The sequence below is a fragment of the Priestia sp. ST2 genome, assembly GCF_055810735.1.
Map to the genome: position 1 here is coordinate 326,152 of NZ_JBVVNT010000002.1, position 16,049 is coordinate 342,200.

Sequence of the window (16,049 nt, forward strand, 5' to 3'; positions counted from 1 at the left end):
ACAAAAAAACGCTCTTATGCCATAAGGCGTTTTCCTTCAATACGCTTTATCCTGGTTTGTATTATATATCAAGAGCAAAGGTAATGACCGCTTCACAAGCCAACTCGCTATCTACAAATGCTTTTCCTTTTCCTCTTACAATCTTTCCGCGCTGCTTGAGAACCTCAAATTCTAAACGCAGGGTATCTCCTGGCCTTACTTGACGCTTAAAACGACATTCGTCTATTCCCGCTAAAAAGGCAAGTCTTCCTTTTTGTTGGTCATCCGCAGCCATGGCAAATCCACCGAGCTGGGCAAGAGCTTCGACAATAAGTACCCCTGGCATTACCATATAGTCCGGGAAGTGGCCTTGGAAAAAAGGTTCATTTGCTGTTACTTGTTTAATCCCTATCGCAAGCTTTCCTTCTTCTTGCTCTAAGATGCGATCAACAAGTAAAAAAGGATAGCGGTGTTGAATGGTATGTTTTATTTGTTTTATATCTTTCATATGTATCGCTCCTTTTTCTTATAATAAGGGGTCCTTGCCGTCAAATGCAGGAAACGTATCTGGATGAAGAAGCGCCGCGAGTTTTTTTAACCCTAACAGCAACCTAGGTGAAGGACGACAATACAGCCATTCTTCTAGTACATGTACGCGATGTTCTTTAATGGCACACATATCGGACCAATCGGGTCTTTTATGTAAAATAGTCGGATTTACTTTGTTTGTCTGCACGCCTACCCAAGCCAGACAAATATGTTGTGGATTTCGTTTAAACACTTCTTCCCAATTACTCTGTACATTTGCTTCTTTATGATCAGCAAATATATTATCTCCTCCCGCTAACTCACTAATTTCAGTCAGCCAGTTTGCTTTGCCAGGAGTAAAGACAGGTTTTGGCCACCATTCCCAGTATACAGTGGCTTTTTCATCAATTTGATTTGCAATCCCTTTATATGTAGAAAGAAACTGATCATAACGTTTTAACAGTTCAGCTGCTTTTGTTTCAATGTTTAATCGCTGACCTAAATCCTGTAGATTTTGACGGATATCTTCTAGCGAATTAGGATTATATACGACATAAGGAAGCTTTCGTTTTTTAAGTTCTTCAATATTTCGCTCCATTCCAGGAACGCTTAGTGATGCTAGGACTAAATCGGGTTTAGCTTCTTCCACCGCATCCATATTAATAGATAAATCGGGACCTAAACGCGGCAGACCTTGAATAGACTGCGGCCAATCGGAATAATCATCAATTGCTACGAGCAAATGCTCACATTTTAAATACGCTATTAGTTCTGTATTGCTTGGACAAAGCGAAACAATTCGCATAGTTCCCCTCCTGCATTCATTTCTTTTTTTCTATTATACAATAGATCCAAATATAAAAAGCAGAGACTTTCACTGAAGTCCCTGCTTTTGGTGCTCTTTATCCGCCCATCGCGTGATAAAAGAAGTAAAAGAAAACTAAACAGCCAAGTGAACTAATGCTTGTAGTTAAAATGCCGATTGAAAGCAACACCTGTCCGTCTTTTTTTTGTTTATATCGCAGCATATAATAAAAAGCTAAACAGGTGCCAAGAAGTAAATAAATAGCCCATATGTAAGGTAGATTCTTTAGCTGAAAGATGTATCCTTGATTAAATAATAAACAGTAAATAAAAAAAAGATTTACGATAAAAAATATAGAAAGTACACTTTTCTTCATCTATTAAACCCTCTTCTATTCTTTATTTTCTGCTATAGTTGCTCTGTTTGGATTTCTCAGTTCATCCCGTATTTCACGTAAATATTGATTTCTCTCCTGCATTCGCTTTAACACTATAACGATAACAGCTATAATACCAGCAATGATTCCTATATAAAGAACTCCAAACACTAAGATAGGTACTACACCCCAAAGCTCCATCTCATTCCTCCTATTTTTTGGTTATCACCTTATTTTACCGTATTTTGTAAAGTTGTCACGTCTTTTATCCATGAAAAAGGGAGTTTGAATATACATTCAAACTCCCTAAAGAGATTATAAAAAATAATATTTATTATAGCGCTTTGCTTTTGACACTCGCTCCCGTTCCGAAGAACTTATCAAAAATTTGATAAAGAGCAGACAGGCCAACTAACCAATAAATCGTTGTTACTAACCAATCCCAAGAGCCAAATAGCTCTTCTACTACATTCACGCCTAATGCTACAGCTAACCAATTTAAACCGCCTAAAATCACAAGAAGAGTCGTTAAACCTGAAAGAAATTTCACGTTGTCACCTCCTTGCGAACTGCATTAGGAAAAGCAGCTCATGTTACATCTTATGCGCTGCATAGATCAGTATATGCATAGGCGCTATGTAAAATAGTTATAAAGAATATGTGATTTATTCTTTTTTATTTTCTTATTGTGCAGCTGCAGCTTTCCCGATTTGCTTAATCGTTTCTACATGCATCGCTTCGTGGTAGAAGCTGAATAAAAACGTTTCGCCAACTGTTGTAAAGTTGATGCCGGCTTTGTTTGTAAAAGGTGTGATTAACTGCTTATCAAACTGCTGGGGCATGAGCTCTTTAATACGATGTGCTTGATCTTTCAACACATTCGCAATTTCTTCAAGAGAAGGAGCAGCCTCCGTCCAATCTGCAGGTTTTGTTCCTGCGCCGAAAAAGTTTTCATAACTCTCTGGCGTTTGCATCGGTTCACCAGCTAAGCCAAACACAAGCTTTTCTTGAATAAAGGCAATGTGCCCAAGATTCCAGCGGATATTGTTATTGAATCCTTTTGGTGTGATGTCCGCTGCCTCTTCTGCTGTTTTTTCGAGGATACTGATCGTAATTCCTCTTACAACGTCCATATGTTTTAAAATCATGTTTTCCATCGTCTAATCTCTCCTTACGTTGTCGTATTAGATAAACTATTCAATGTCTATTGTGCACAAATTATCCCTTAAATGCCACTCATAACATTTAAACCTTAAAATAAAAGAAAATTCAAAAGAAACATCCCCCTATATAAAAACTAGGGGGATGTTTTAAGCAGAAGACTTCAAATTTGAGACAGGTCCTTTATTTGGCTTCGGTTTTAGCTGACCTAGCTTATTTTTTAGATAATCTTTTAATGCGCCGCGTTTTCTCTTGCGTCTTTTATCACGATTTTTAATGGTAATCTCCTCCTTTCCTTTTAGTTTTAAGACCTGTGTATTAAATGGATTCTTCTTTTATACATAAAATCCTTTTGAATTCTTAAATTTACCTTCATGTAATTCTTTCCTTTTTACAAAAAAAGACCAAAGTATCAAAACTTTGATCAATCAAGCTACGTAAGTAATCGACCCAATAGTGGAAATAATAGCGCTGTTTCTGTCGTACCAAACAACGGGTTCGTATCTAACTGCAAAATAACTGAGGTGAGCGGTGTGAAGCCTGACAATTTCATCTGACAGGTAAGCTGATTGCTTTGCGTCGTCTTTTCTCTTTAAATTTAACACTTCAATAATTCTTTCCCGCGTTGTAATTCCAATTCCATGACCAAAGTATAGAGTTTCATCTAATACAATTGTGTTTTCACCTTTCCACTGGGGAGTATCAGGATTATAATCAGGATTTTTAAAATACGCACAGTCTCCGGGCAAGTAGTCAGATCCTTTATAACCATGAAGCTCAAGATCTTCATCATATTGCCAATCGTGTAAGTAAAGATCAGCAAAAAGCCTGTTAAAGTTTGCTTTTCCAATATTATTTAATACAGCTTTGTAAAAGATGATGATAACAGCCGTCGCGCACTCAAACGCATATTCGTGTCCGTTGTAAAAAATATCATCGATGGCCTGATGAGGAGAAACGGTAGGCAGTAGCTGAAACCCTCCGTTATCGGTTCGTTTCCAATATTTTTCGTTACACCTAGAACGTGCAAATGTAGCAAACTTGGCGCCACTTTTGCGCAGCAACACAGACGATTCAATAATTTGTAGTTTAACAGATACATCAAAATCAAGCTGGTCAAATGTAGCATACTCATACACTTCCCTATAGGCATCCATCTGTTTTAAAATGTCTGCTTTTTCTTTCGTTAACGAACTATTATTTAGATCACTTATTTTCACAATTTGTTGGTTAACTTTAATCATAGACGTTCTCTCCTTTACAGAAAATGATATCAATCACTTTCTCTAACAGGATATTGATAAAAAAAGATTTTGTGTATCTTCATTTATTTAAAATCGTGAAGATTAGAAAAAACGATGAAAGAAAGTAATTTAACCAATAATCTTTTCTTTTGTTCCTTTTTGTCCTTTTGTAACCTTTTTAAATATAAAGCGAGCAACTAACACGTACAGTGGTAACACAATAATGACGGCAATAACATTTAAAATCCAAGGTATTGTCCCCATAAAAACGTTTGAAGATGCTTTATCATACCAGCTCACAATAAGTATTAAAAAGAAAACACTGGATATAAAAGTACTTATGTATCCCTTCTTATAGTTTGTACTTCTCACAGCAACAACAAAGCCAATTACCAAGGAAATGCCTGCTGCAATTAAGACAAAAATCAAAAATAAGTTTGCTACCTTTTGAACGTCCATTTCTTCCCTCTTTCCTATAAAAAAGTAAATTTAAGTACTTTAAACTCCCTAAAACAATTAACGCCTTTTTCTAGATACAATTCCTACAGTTAAAATTAAAGTCATACCTACACCATATAGCGCTATAAAAGTATAAAGTGATTTTATGTAGCCAGCTGGATAAAGCGTAGCGCTCATTATTAATAAAAGTCCTAATATGTTTAATAACTTTGTTTTTTTAATTTTTATTTCACTCTCTTCCTTTCAATCTCGATAGCCCTTTTACTTATATAGAATCTAGAAGCTAAAATATCATTTAGTGCAGTAACTTCATAGCCCCCTCCTTTATAAACTTTAGTTAAATTTTTCACCTCGAAGTCAGTTTTTTTCTGTAGTAACGAAGATAGTTAACTCTTATATCGCATCTCCTTTTGTAAATTTCTACTATATCTAGTACGTTTCAAAACAGGAATAGTTTTACATTTTGAAGAAAATAGGTAAAAAAGTTTTAATTATTTACAATAAAGGCAAAAAGTAGAAGCTTATTAGATGATGCGCTACATTCAAGTGAAATATACCCATATTTAACCTTATGTCTTGTGGTCCGATATGTAAACTATTATACTTATTTTAGTAAATATTCATAAAAAAGGAAATAGGGAGAAGTCATGCCTAAAAACCCATCACACCATCCTATTATTCTATTTGATGGTGTTTGCAATCTCTGTAATCAATGGGTTCAATTGGTCATCAAGCGGGATTCACGTGATCTGTTTCGTTTTGCATCGCTTCAATCCGATACTGCGGGAACCTTGCTGAGTCAGCATAACTATGAGCATCCACCACTTCAATCGGCCATTCTTCTTATGAACGGGAATCTTTACACAGAGTCTACGGCCATCCTACATATTGTCCGCCGGCTTCGGGGGCCCATTCAACTGATGACGTGTTTCCGAGTTATTCCCGCATTCATTCGAAACCCACTCTATCGTTTCATTGCACGTAATCGGTATAAGTGGTTTGGAAAACAAACGTCATGCATGTTGCCAACCCCTGAAACTAAAATGCGATTTTTGGACTAAGCATACAAATGGAGGAAAACAATGCGTTTATCAACAAAAGAGAAATTTCGTTTAAGTATTCTTGCGACCCTAAGGTGGACCATGGCCATTACGTTTCTTATTTATGGAATGGCCAAAATCTACCCAGGACAATTTATAACAGGCGATTTTGTGTTCGATTCAACAAAAGATTCTGCGATGAAACTGGCGTGGTATTTCTTTGGGTATTCCGATTTCTACAACTATTTTATTGCCGCTGGCGAATTATTAGCTGCATTGCTATTGGTGATTCCGCGTACCGCAACACTAGGGAACATTATTTTTCTCCCCATTATTGCCAACATCACTGTCCTTAACTATTGTTTCAATATTCCTGCTAAGGTGGTGTGTGTTCCGCTGCTTGCAATGAGCTTGCTATTAGTATTGATGGAATATTTAAAGTTAAAAGGCATCTTCTTTGTCAACACTGCTACCCCAATGCAGAAGGTAGACGTTCAATCATCGGAAAGGAAGGTGACCGTTAAATGATTGTCTTTCTTTTGCCGCCCATTATCTTCGGTTTGGCATGTACCTATTATTTTGGTCTTCGAAAAGAAGACTGAACCCAGACAATTCCTATGTTGCTTTGACTAGTAGTTACGGAAACCAGAGAAGTTCTCCATAAGATACTAAAGAAACTGCTGCAGGTAAGCTTATAAAAGCGCAACTTAACGCCACTCTCAAAAACAATAAAAAAGGCAGCAGCTCAACTTATGAGCTGCTGCCTTTTATTTATAGAAACATGGGAATAACCTTTTAACGATACCAAATCGTTTTATCTTGATATGGAATACGTTTTGATGAAGCTTCTTTATTAGGATGTCCGACGTAAATTAAGCCTAAGAGCTTATCGTCTCCTTCTAGAGATAAAAAGTCATTCAGTTCTGTCTGATAGACAATTTCACCGGTTCTCCAAATTGTAGCTAAACCTTGTTCTTCCGCTACTAATAGCATATTTTGTATGCTTGCCGCTACGGCAGAGATTTCCTCAATTTCAGGCACTTTACCAGAAGGACTTACTGCTACAGCAATAATGACAGGAGCGCGAAGCGGTCCTTTTTTTGCTTTTGTTGTTTTTTTCAACGCTTCTTCTTCACTTAAGTGAGCAGTTTTTTGTTTCATAATACGTTCCATTTCGTCTCCTAAACGAACGCGTGAATCCCCTGTAAACACGCGGAACTTCCAAGGCTCTGTCTTTTTATGGTTAGGAGCCCAAGTGCCGGCTTCTAACATAAGGTTAATAGCATCTTCTGATACGTCTTTGTCTTGCATGGCCCCAATCGTTCTTCTAGCTTTAATAATATCTAATACGTTCATGCTTTCTATCTCCTTTTCTACATTCAATCTATTATAAGTATGTATTTGTCTTGAATATAGAATAATTGAAAATCATTCTCACTGTCAAATGTTTTGATTATTACTTAGGTAACGATAAATAAATATGCCAATTTTTTAAGCGTGTTTGTTTTTTTAGCGGGTTTTCTTTTAATTATTTGGCAGTTTTGTCAAATAAAAAAACGATTTGGAATATAGAGTCCAAATCGTTTTTTTTATCTTATACCCAGCCGCGGAAACGAGAAGCTTCAGCTGATTTTTTGATTCCTGCCATATAAGCAGCAAGCCTCATATCTACGTCATTTTCTTGAGAGATTTGATAGACCGTTTCAAATGAATCTACCATTACCTTGCGTAATTTGTAAGCTACTTCCTCTTCAGACCAGTAGTAGCCTTGATTATTTTGCACCCATTCGAAGTATGAAACCGTTACGCCTCCAGCACTCGCTAAAATATCTGGCACTAAAAGTACGCCTTTTTCATCTAAAATGCGCGTAGCTTCAAGCGTAGTCGGTCCGTTCGCTGCTTCTACTACAATAGAAGCTTTAATGCGATGAGCGTTGCGAACCGTAATTTGATTCGAAATGGCTGCAGGTACTAAAATATCACATTCTTTTTCTAATAGTTCTTCGTTTGTCATCACATTGGTAAATAAATTTGTTACGGTACCAAAACTGTCGCGTCGATCAAGCAGGTAATCAATATCGAGACCAAGCGGATCATAAAGAGCTCCGTATGCGTCTGAAATGCCAATTACTTTTGCTCCTGCATCATGCATGAACTTAGCGAGAAAACTGCCGGCATTTCCGAATCCTTGAATAATAATTCGCGCTTCTTGCAAGTTAAGGTTTTTCTTTTTAACAGCTTCTTCTATACAAATGGTTACTCCTTTAGCCGTTGCAGTTTCGCGTCCTTGAGATCCTCCGAGTACGATAGGTTTTCCGGTAATAAAACCAGGAGAATCGAACTCACGCAGTCGGCTATATTCATCCATCATCCACGCCATAATTTGAGAGTTTGTATAGACATCCGGTGCAGGAATATCTTTAGTAGGCCCAACTATTTGACTGATGGCTCTTACATAGCCGCGGCTGAGTCGTTCTAGTTCACCAAAAGACATGTTTCTTGGGTCACATACAATTCCGCCTTTACCGCCACCGTACGGAAGGTCGACAATGCCGCATTTTAAGCTCATCCAAATGGATAATGCCTTCACTTCCTCTTCATTTACTTCAGGATGAAAACGTACTCCTCCTTTAGTAGGCCCGACAGCATCATTATGTTGAGAGCGGTAGCCGGTGAATACTTTTACCGATCCGTTATCCATTTTAACCGGAATGCGAACCGTCATCATGCGCAGCGGTTCTTTCAATAAATGGTATACTTCTTCACCATAGCCTAGCTTTTGAAGCGCTTCTTGAATAACTGTTTGAGTAGATAAAAATAAATTAAGTGATTCCTGTTCTTGCTGCTGTTCTCTTTTTAATTCACTAGCTGTTTTTGTAATGGACATTCTGTTCACCCCATATTAATCATTGAATTTTCTCAACGATTTAACATGCAATTCCTGTGCCAATTTCTGTTGCTTAACAACGCTTTTATATTATAAATAATCTCTATTAGCAAGCCTTATATTCCCTGCATAGGCTGATATTAGTATATACTTAAAGAAATAAGACAAACTATTTATACTGCAAAGGAGGAAAGTGCTATGTTACATGAAAGAAAAGAACAAGAGCGAAACAATTACTGTATAGAATGCTGTTCCATCTGCGGAGAAAGGCTAACATCTTTTCAAGAAAAAGAAATATTCACATGCGACAGCTGCTTTGAACAAAAAGTCAACGATGTGCTTTCTGAGCTGTAATCAGATGCTCTATTTTTTAGAAACAGGTGTCACAATGTTAAAGTTTGGATCGATAGAATCCTGACAAGACAAAAAGAAATCCCATTTTGATTTATCTCCTTGAACAAATATGACCGAGCTATAAGAGTGATCATTTGTAGTTGTGAGTCGATATAAGGTATCTTGCCACATCGTTACCGTCACCTCAGCTTTCTTTCGCGTATCTCCGAGATACCTAAAGATTCCATGCTTAAATTCTGTGAGAGCTACTTCATTACGATCTGGTATGACAAACAATAGACGATAGTTACATGCACCTGCCTTTAATCCATCTACGCGAATGCTAAATAGTTCTAAAATATTTTTTAAAGGAAGTGTATCCCATACTTCTTTTGTGATAATGTTGGCAGGCAGCGGTATATTACCTAAACGAAGTTCTTTGGCTCCTGTTAAATATTCATTTCGCCAAGGGCCAGATTCCGCTATATACCCTAATTGTTCAAGCGCGTCTGCACATAAAAGTTTTGCCTTTACATGGTGAGGATCAGCGTAAATAACTTGTTTGGTCACTTCAGCTACCCATTGATAGTCGCCTTGTTGAAAACAACGCTGCGCTTTTTTGACAATGTTGTCCGCTCCCCCCATATACTCTACATACTTCTTAGCTGACTCTTCAGGAAACAGTTTATTTAAATCGATAGGATTGCTGTTATACCAGCCCATATAGCGCTGATAAACCGCTTTTGCGTTGTGGCTAACCGTTCCATAAAAACCGTTGGTATACCACTCGTGAGATAGGATTTCTGGGAGCTTCATCATTCGGCCAACGTGATCAATGGTATATCCTTGATTCATGAGCCTTAATGTTTGATCATGAATATATTGATAAACATCTCGTTGATTTTCGATATATGTGATGCACGACTCGTTTCCGAACCTTGGCCAATTATGTACCCCAAATACAGTTGTTAGTTCTTGGCCAAATAAATCGATTGCTTGCTGCAAGTATCTTGCCCATGCTGCTGCGTCTCTTACTTTTGCTCCTCTGAGCGTATAGAGGTTGTGCTGAGTGGCCGTACAGTTTTCGGCAATACACAGAGACTTTTCACTAGGAATATAGATGTTCATTTCAGCAGGCGCTTCCGTTCCTGGCGTAAGCTGAAATTGAAATGAGACGCCTTCAATTTTCTTACTTACATAAGAATGATGTTCGGAAGGACGAATTTCTTCTATTCCTTTAATAAGCGTGATTGTTCCAAATGAAATTTCTTTTCCGATACCGTTGTCAATTAGGCCTTTTTCATCGCGTCGCAGTTGAATACCGTACATATATTGACTTCTTCGTGTCATTGCTGTTGCCGCCGTGACGTTTTCATCAATAACCGCATCCATAAACCCAGCAGGAGCATAAACTTTACTAGCTTTATTTTGTGTTGAGTCAGGTAATACTCCTAAAACTCCACCGTAATGGTCTATATGTGAATGTGAGAAGATAACGGCTCTAACAGGACGCTTCCCGCAGTGCTGGTTTACTAGTTTAAGTGCTTCTTCTGCTGTTTCTCTTGACGTCAAGCAATCAATAACAATCCATCCCGTTTTCCCTTTAACAAATGTAATATTAGCCATATCAAAGCCTCTTACTTGAAAGATATTTTCAGTTACTTGATATAAGCCGGCTTGTACATTTAATTTTCCTTGTTCCCACAGTTTAGGGTGGACAGTAGCAGGTGTAGATTGTTCAAATAAAAAAGCGTACTTTCTTAAATCCCATACAGGATACAGCTGATTTTTTTTGAAAATCAGAGGAAAAGGTACGCGTACAAGAGCTTGGTAATCCGCAAGATTTTGTTCTAATTTCACTTGTTCCCAGTCTATGTTTTTATAAGTATCAGCATTAGTCGCTGCGGTCTTTTGAGTAGCATCTTTTCGGTGAATCGTTAACTCCTGTTCATAATCACACAGCATAACCCCCTCCTTTTTATTACTTTATGCGTAAAAATGAGACGAAGTACAAAAAGGGAGGGAAAATAGAGTTAACAAAAAAGAAGATGCGCTTAGCACGCATCTTCTTTTTTATACTGAATGTCATGTTTGAATAGTCGAGTATTCTGTCTGAATTAGACAGCCTAGCACTTAGTATAACGATTGTTTACCAATGTGCCTTTTGTAATCAAAACAAATCTTCCTTCTAAGGTGCTCAATACGTTTCTTGAAGTCGCTGTAAAACAATGCATGTGTACAGTCTCTCCTTTCTTGTATTGGCCTTACATAGAGTGTATACCCTCGAAAAAATAATTGAAACCTAATTGGGAGATTTTTTCAAAAAATAATAAATCCATTATGGTTAGGCTCTTTTGTCTCTATTTTTTCACCCAGTTGTCATTATCATCTTTTTTGTACTTCGTTTTCACCGCGTTCCAAGCGACTTTGTGAGCGGTAGCTTCTTCTTTGTATTCATCACTTGCTGAATTGAATGCTTCTTTATAAATTTCCTGAGCATGATGAGGAAGATTATCTCTTACTCCATCCGGCAGTTCTTTTAATGAATTGTAAGGCATGATAGTATTCCTCCTTGAAAACATCTTTTACTACTGATTTACCTGTTTTCAAATAACATAAACATTTAATAAATATAGTCCTTATACAAGTCGGACTGAGTGACCTTTTTATAAGCGAGTCCGTGTTTTTTAGCAAGGGCTTTTACTTCATCTACACAGCTTTGAGCGCTTCTTGGTGATACGTAAATTTCATTGATAAGCTGATGTAAATTACATGTAAGGAGGTTACCATGCTCATGAGAAAACTCATACGATCTTTTTTCAAGGATATCCATTCGTTGTTGCCATTGATTTGCGGAAATACCTTGAATTTCGAACAGCTTTTGCAGCTTCCAAGCGTGTATACGACTTGCTACAATAACAAGCCTCAATTCATTTTCATGCTGATAGGATTTGCGCTTGTAAAATAACGTGTCATATACAGAGTGACTAACCATTTCTTTTTGGAAGTCTATGTACTGCACTTTGCCAGAGAAGATTTTATAGCGTAAATCTTTAATACTGCACAATAAATTTTCATAGGTGGTTTTAATAGCTACGCCATCATTCCCCTTTAAATATAGATCCCACATTCCAGCGGCTTCGTAATCATTGATATGCCAGGATGAAACAGCAGAAAATTCATGGATTTTTCTTATATAGGTTCTAGAGGTACGGTTATGACGTTCGCCTTTTTTTCTTAACTCTTCTATGTTCCACATTGAAGACCATCCTTCAAGAGGGTCCGAAAATGCATCAGGTTTTGCGAAAAAAAGCGCATTGGTTTCCAGTAAATCTTGAAAATCAGACAGCGGCATAAATCGCCATACCGTCGGATTATTGTGCACCTTATAGCGTTCATCATAATCGTCATAGCTAGATTCGAATCTTTTGGCATATTCGTAAGCTTTATCTCTATAAGCTAAATCCATTGGTTTTCCTCCTCTGAATGCATATTCACACTTGAATTATAGCACTTAATTGTTGTAATTTTCAAAATTATCCACCTGTATTAGGAGAGTTCTGTTATCAGAAAAGAAGGCACGCCTCAACATCTGCAGCGTGTCTTCTTATTTAATGAAATGAATATTTTGCTTAACACTTTCACTTTCTGGCTGATTTAATTCCAATAAATAAATTTTATCCGCTCGAAAATCAGTATTCTTCATTTCTTTTTTTAAGGCACGAATAAAGGCAGCTGAACTTTTCCCGTAGGCTTCAAAATAATGAAACGTGTGTACAACAAATAGAATGGATGCTCCACTGTAATCTTTTTTGCTCTTTTTTTGGATGTTTTCTAGCACTTTTTCTATATACTCTTCTACAGAACCTTCCGTCTGGATACGGGGTAGAGCAAAATTTCCTGAATTCACCCTCTGTGCATCTTCAAATTCCAGTTTCCCATCTTTGTAAGAAGTAATTTCAATTCGTTTTTCAGTACCATCCGGCTGAAGAATTAATCCGTCGTATCCTTGACTTCCAATAATAAGCTTCAATTTTGAATTCCTCGGACAATAGGAAGATTGGCTGAAGCAATAAAGCGGATAAAACTCTTCAAAAAACTTTTTGAAACGCCCTTTTTTAAGTCGAGCCAATTTTATATATTCTCTGTTTTGATGAATCATTTTCTGCGTATGTTCAAAATACTGCTTCATTTCTTCTTGCGTCCTGTACACATCAAGATCTTTAAATAATTCATCCATCTTTTTCACCTTCAATCCCACCAACTAAAAAAGTCTTCTTGCTTAGTAGATACATATTCATAAATGTGTGTGACAATTTTCTTTTTTTAAAGATATAGCTTTTTTAAAACAAAACGTGCACACTTTTCATTTTTTTGCATATCCTGTTATTCGTGCGTTCAATAATGAGCGTAAATTTCAGCCTTTAGTTGTAAAAGATGAACGGCAAAGTTACAGCTGATGGCGGATGATATGCTTCTGATTATTTCATAAACTATAACAAACAGGAAACTTAACAATAATTGAGGTGTTGAAAATGTTTGATAATGATTACGTAGTTAAAACCATTCACGATTTATATGTAAGAAATACAGAAAGCAAATTAAAAGTCTTCTTAACTTATTTTTGCCATAAAAGATAACATGTATTTATAGACGGTAATATATAGTCAATTGTTACTTGGAGTTTTTTATAGGAAGAAGAGTTTGATACAAATAAAAAGGAATAGTGGGTAATCCACTACTCCTTTTTTTATTATACTTGCAATTCCCGAATAAGTTCAGCAATAATTTTAATGCTTCTATCGATATCTGGTAAAGAAGCATAGGCGTAAGAAAGCCGAAGATAACTGCCGGTTTCTTGTGCATAGATACTTCCGGAATTAAGCAATATTCCTGTTTTTAAAGCACGAGAGTATAAAGATTTCATTGAAATAGAAGGTTGAATATGCACCCATATAAAAAAGCCTCCTTCAGGATTCGTCCATGTCGCTACATCTCCTGCATATGTTTCTAAAGCATTCAGCATAACTTTTCTTCTTGTTCGCAATTCGGTTCGTACCGTTTCCATATGCTGTTGATATAAGCCATTTTTAAACCATTCTGCTGCCACTCTTTGAGACAATGAGCTGGATCCATAATCCGTTTGCATTTTAATATCCGCCAAACGCTCAATGACTGGTTCTGGGCCGACTATCCATCCGATACGTAATCCCGGGCTTAATGTTTTAGAAAGACTGCTAACGTATAACACGTGTCCATTTTTATCTAAAGCTTTTAATGGCAACGGAGGCTGTTTATTTAGCCATAATTCGCGGTATAAATCATCTTCAATAATAGGAAGCTGATGTTCCTCACATTCTTTCAGCAAATCGTAACGCCTTTTTGAGGACATTAATGTTCCCGTTGGGTTATGGAAACATGGATTTGTATATAAAATAGCTTGCCCTTCTTGAGGGTCAGCGCGTTTTATAGCTGTTACTTTTATTCCTTCCTCATCCATAGAGAGACCTTTGAGTTTCATTCCGGCTGATTGAAATACATGTAAGGAGTATAGATAAGAAGGTTTTTCTAGCAAAACCGAAGAGTTCTTTTGCAGCAGTCCAATTGAAATAAGCTGAAGAGCTTGAAGAGCGCCGGAAACAATTAAAATAGAATCTGGAGAAGATTCAACCCCCATTGTTTTCATATACGTACTTAACTCTTTTCGTAAAGGAAAATACCCCTTTGGTTCTTCGTATCCCAGAACCTCCATGTTTTTTGCTACTTTTTCCATAGCGTATTTCATTTTATCTTTAGGGAATATGTCAGGTGAAAGCTCTCCTTTGCTTAATTGAATAAGGTTTGAGTTAAATTCGGATTCATTAATATCTTGTACCATTGCTTGACTCGGACGATGCATACCTGATTTCACATGAACATTCCAATCGGGCGGAGTCGTAGCCAAAAGTGTCCATGTATTATTTATAACGATTGTTCCCTTTCCCATCTTCCCTTCAATTAAACCGTCCGCTGTTAATTCCTCTAATGCCGTGATGACCGTACTTCGGTTAACATCGAACATAGCAGCAAGCTTTCGCTGACTAGGAATTTTACTTCCAATCGGCCATTCTCCACGCGCAATTTTCTCTTTCATAAAATCAATGATTTGCTTGTATTTTGGATAACTCGAACTGTTCTCTTGATTCATACATTTACTCCTGTTTTTAAAGTGGTTGGGTTAATTGCTTTTAAACTGGTTGAAGACATTTTATCAAATGTTTATTAACATGGGAACCACAATAGATACTGGCTGGATTCAAAATGAAAAATGGAGATGAATAGGCATGAAATTAACGTTTAGTCTGGTGTTCTTACATATACTGATGATTAGCTTATGGGCTTCAGCATTTCCAGTTATTCAAATAGGGCTGGAATCGTTTTCTCCTCAGCACCTCGCTTTTGTTCGGTTAAGTATTGCTTCTGTAGTGCTGTTAGTTATTGCAATAGCCACACGCATGCGCTTACCTGATATAAAAGATATTCCACTTCTTTTAGCACTCGGTTTTTTAGGTTTTACCGTATATCACACGGCATTAAACATTGGAGAAAAAACGGTGAGTGCGGGTATTGCGAGTTTACTGGTCTCGACTACTCCTATTTTTTCTTCACTTTTAGCTATTTTTCTTTTTCAGGAGGAGTTCGGAAAAAGAAAATGGATTGGATCTGCAGTAAGCTTTGCGGGTATTGCACTTTTAACCTTGAGCAAAGAGAATTTTGTACACTCAGTTAATGGAATCTTACTGATTCTGCTAGCTGCCCTTGCAGAAAGCATCTATATAGTATGTCAAAAAAATTTATTAAAAAAGTATGGTTTTCTTTCTTTTGTGACGTACAGTATTTGGGGGGCTACAATTTCTATGCTTGTTTTTTTACCTGGGTTAGAAACAGAACTTGCACATATCTCTGTCAGATCAGCAATAAGCGTGACATATTTAGGATTATTTCCAACCGTTATTCCCTATATGGTACTCGCTTATCTGACATCGCGTATAGGTTCTGCTGAGGCTGCCATTTCTCTTTACTTAACTCCTGTGCTGTCCTTTTTCTTAGCGTGGCTGCTTTTAAAAGATATCCCGAGTGCAGCTTCCATTGTTGGAAGCATCATTACGTTATGCGGCGTGTTGCTTACACATAGTAAAAGAAAAGTAGTGGTAAAAGAGACAAAGTTCACAATACAAAGATAATGTGTACGATTTAA

General features: G+C 37.1%; 19 protein-coding genes. 4 read left to right on the forward strand and 15 right to left on the reverse strand.

Going from position 1 to position 16,049, the window contains the following annotated elements:
* Nucleotides 1-61: 61 nt before the first annotated feature.
* The 8 genes from fabZ to AC0KUU_RS08115 all read right to left on the reverse strand — a co-directional run bounded on the left by fabZ (nucleotide 62) and on the right by AC0KUU_RS08115 (nucleotide 4,552).
* Complete coding sequence (gene fabZ, locus AC0KUU_RS08080) at nucleotides 62-487, reverse strand: 3-hydroxyacyl-ACP dehydratase FabZ (RefSeq protein WP_028408452.1); 426 nt, start codon at nucleotides 485-487, stop codon at nucleotides 62-64.
* An 18-nt stretch (nucleotides 488-505) separates the two neighbouring features.
* Nucleotides 506-1,312 (reverse strand): cobalamin-binding protein, encoded by an 807-nt coding sequence (locus AC0KUU_RS08085; protein WP_043982569.1) that lies wholly within the window; start codon nucleotides 1,310-1,312, stop codon nucleotides 506-508.
* Between the two features lie 97 nt (nucleotides 1,313-1,409).
* Entirely contained in the window at nucleotides 1,410-1,688 is a 279-nt protein-coding gene (locus AC0KUU_RS08090) for a hypothetical protein (RefSeq protein WP_043982568.1), read from the reverse strand.
* A gap of 15 nt (nucleotides 1,689-1,703) precedes the next feature.
* Nucleotides 1,704-1,889 (reverse strand): hypothetical protein, encoded by a 186-nt coding sequence (locus AC0KUU_RS08095; RefSeq protein WP_322552072.1) that lies wholly within the window; start codon nucleotides 1,887-1,889, stop codon nucleotides 1,704-1,706.
* A 133-nt stretch (nucleotides 1,890-2,022) separates the two neighbouring features.
* Nucleotides 2,023-2,238: a DUF378 domain-containing protein gene (locus tag AC0KUU_RS08100; protein WP_013057146.1), complete on the reverse strand. Its 216-nt coding sequence runs from the start codon at nucleotides 2,236-2,238 to the stop codon at nucleotides 2,023-2,025.
* Between the two features lie 133 nt (nucleotides 2,239-2,371).
* Entirely contained in the window at nucleotides 2,372-2,845 is a 474-nt protein-coding gene (locus AC0KUU_RS08105; RefSeq protein WP_043982566.1) for a DinB family protein, read from the reverse strand.
* 432 nt (nucleotides 2,846-3,277) lie between these two features.
* On the reverse strand, nucleotides 3,278-4,093 hold the full coding sequence (locus tag AC0KUU_RS08110) for a protein-glutamine gamma-glutamyltransferase (RefSeq protein WP_013083260.1): 816 nt from the start codon (nucleotides 4,091-4,093) through the stop codon (nucleotides 3,278-3,280).
* Between the two features lie 129 nt (nucleotides 4,094-4,222).
* The gene (locus tag AC0KUU_RS08115; RefSeq protein WP_097823364.1) at nucleotides 4,223-4,552 is read right to left on the reverse strand and encodes a hypothetical protein; all 330 of its coding nucleotides are present in this window, start codon (nucleotides 4,550-4,552) and stop codon (nucleotides 4,223-4,225) included.
* A 647-nt stretch (nucleotides 4,553-5,199) separates the two neighbouring features.
* Between AC0KUU_RS08115 and AC0KUU_RS08120 the strand changes: the two genes are divergently transcribed.
* Complete coding sequence (locus tag AC0KUU_RS08120; protein ID WP_322552071.1) at nucleotides 5,200-5,613, forward strand: thiol-disulfide oxidoreductase DCC family protein; 414 nt, start codon at nucleotides 5,200-5,202, stop codon at nucleotides 5,611-5,613.
* 21 nt (nucleotides 5,614-5,634) lie between these two features.
* Entirely contained in the window at nucleotides 5,635-6,120 is a 486-nt protein-coding gene (locus AC0KUU_RS08125; protein ID WP_165575110.1) for a hypothetical protein, read from the forward strand.
* A 267-nt stretch (nucleotides 6,121-6,387) separates the two neighbouring features.
* Here AC0KUU_RS08125 and AC0KUU_RS08130 read toward each other — a convergent pair whose 3' ends face one another.
* Together AC0KUU_RS08130 and AC0KUU_RS08135 are read right to left on the reverse strand one after the other, a co-directional pair.
* Nucleotides 6,388-6,948, reverse strand: coding sequence for a nitroreductase family protein (locus AC0KUU_RS08130; protein WP_043982556.1), 561 nt, complete (start codon nucleotides 6,946-6,948; stop codon nucleotides 6,388-6,390).
* A 238-nt stretch (nucleotides 6,949-7,186) separates the two neighbouring features.
* A complete protein-coding gene (locus tag AC0KUU_RS08135; RefSeq protein WP_097823367.1) occupies nucleotides 7,187-8,479 on the reverse strand; it encodes a Glu/Leu/Phe/Val family dehydrogenase in 1,293 nt (430 codons plus the stop codon).
* 198 nt (nucleotides 8,480-8,677) lie between these two features.
* On the opposite strand from AC0KUU_RS08135, the gene AC0KUU_RS08140 reads away from it, so the two are divergent.
* The gene (locus AC0KUU_RS08140) at nucleotides 8,678-8,833 is read left to right on the forward strand and encodes a hypothetical protein (RefSeq protein WP_165575111.1); all 156 of its coding nucleotides are present in this window, start codon (nucleotides 8,678-8,680) and stop codon (nucleotides 8,831-8,833) included.
* A 9-nt stretch (nucleotides 8,834-8,842) separates the two neighbouring features.
* Here AC0KUU_RS08140 and AC0KUU_RS08145 read toward each other — a convergent pair whose 3' ends face one another.
* The 5 genes from AC0KUU_RS08145 to pdxR form a co-directional block, all read right to left on the reverse strand.
* Complete coding sequence (locus AC0KUU_RS08145) at nucleotides 8,843-10,777, reverse strand: alkyl/aryl-sulfatase (protein ID WP_322552070.1); 1,935 nt, start codon at nucleotides 10,775-10,777, stop codon at nucleotides 8,843-8,845.
* 395 nt (nucleotides 10,778-11,172) lie between these two features.
* A complete protein-coding gene (locus tag AC0KUU_RS08150; RefSeq protein WP_013083246.1) occupies nucleotides 11,173-11,370 on the reverse strand; it encodes a ChaB family protein in 198 nt (65 codons plus the stop codon).
* Between the two features lie 65 nt (nucleotides 11,371-11,435).
* Nucleotides 11,436-12,281, reverse strand: a complete 846-nt coding sequence (locus AC0KUU_RS08155) for a DUF2971 domain-containing protein (RefSeq protein WP_322552069.1) — start codon at nucleotides 12,279-12,281, stop codon at nucleotides 11,436-11,438.
* A 138-nt stretch (nucleotides 12,282-12,419) separates the two neighbouring features.
* Nucleotides 12,420-13,052, reverse strand: coding sequence for a hypothetical protein (locus AC0KUU_RS08160; protein WP_043982549.1), 633 nt, complete (start codon nucleotides 13,050-13,052; stop codon nucleotides 12,420-12,422).
* Nucleotides 13,053-13,565: 513 nt separating this feature from the next.
* The gene (gene pdxR, locus AC0KUU_RS08165) at nucleotides 13,566-14,999 is read right to left on the reverse strand and encodes a MocR-like pyridoxine biosynthesis transcription factor PdxR (protein ID WP_043982548.1); all 1,434 of its coding nucleotides are present in this window, start codon (nucleotides 14,997-14,999) and stop codon (nucleotides 13,566-13,568) included.
* A 136-nt stretch (nucleotides 15,000-15,135) separates the two neighbouring features.
* On the opposite strand from pdxR, the gene AC0KUU_RS08170 reads away from it, so the two are divergent.
* Nucleotides 15,136-16,035, forward strand: coding sequence for a DMT family transporter (locus AC0KUU_RS08170; protein WP_322552068.1), 900 nt, complete (start codon nucleotides 15,136-15,138; stop codon nucleotides 16,033-16,035).
* Nucleotides 16,036-16,049: the final 14 nt, after the last annotated feature.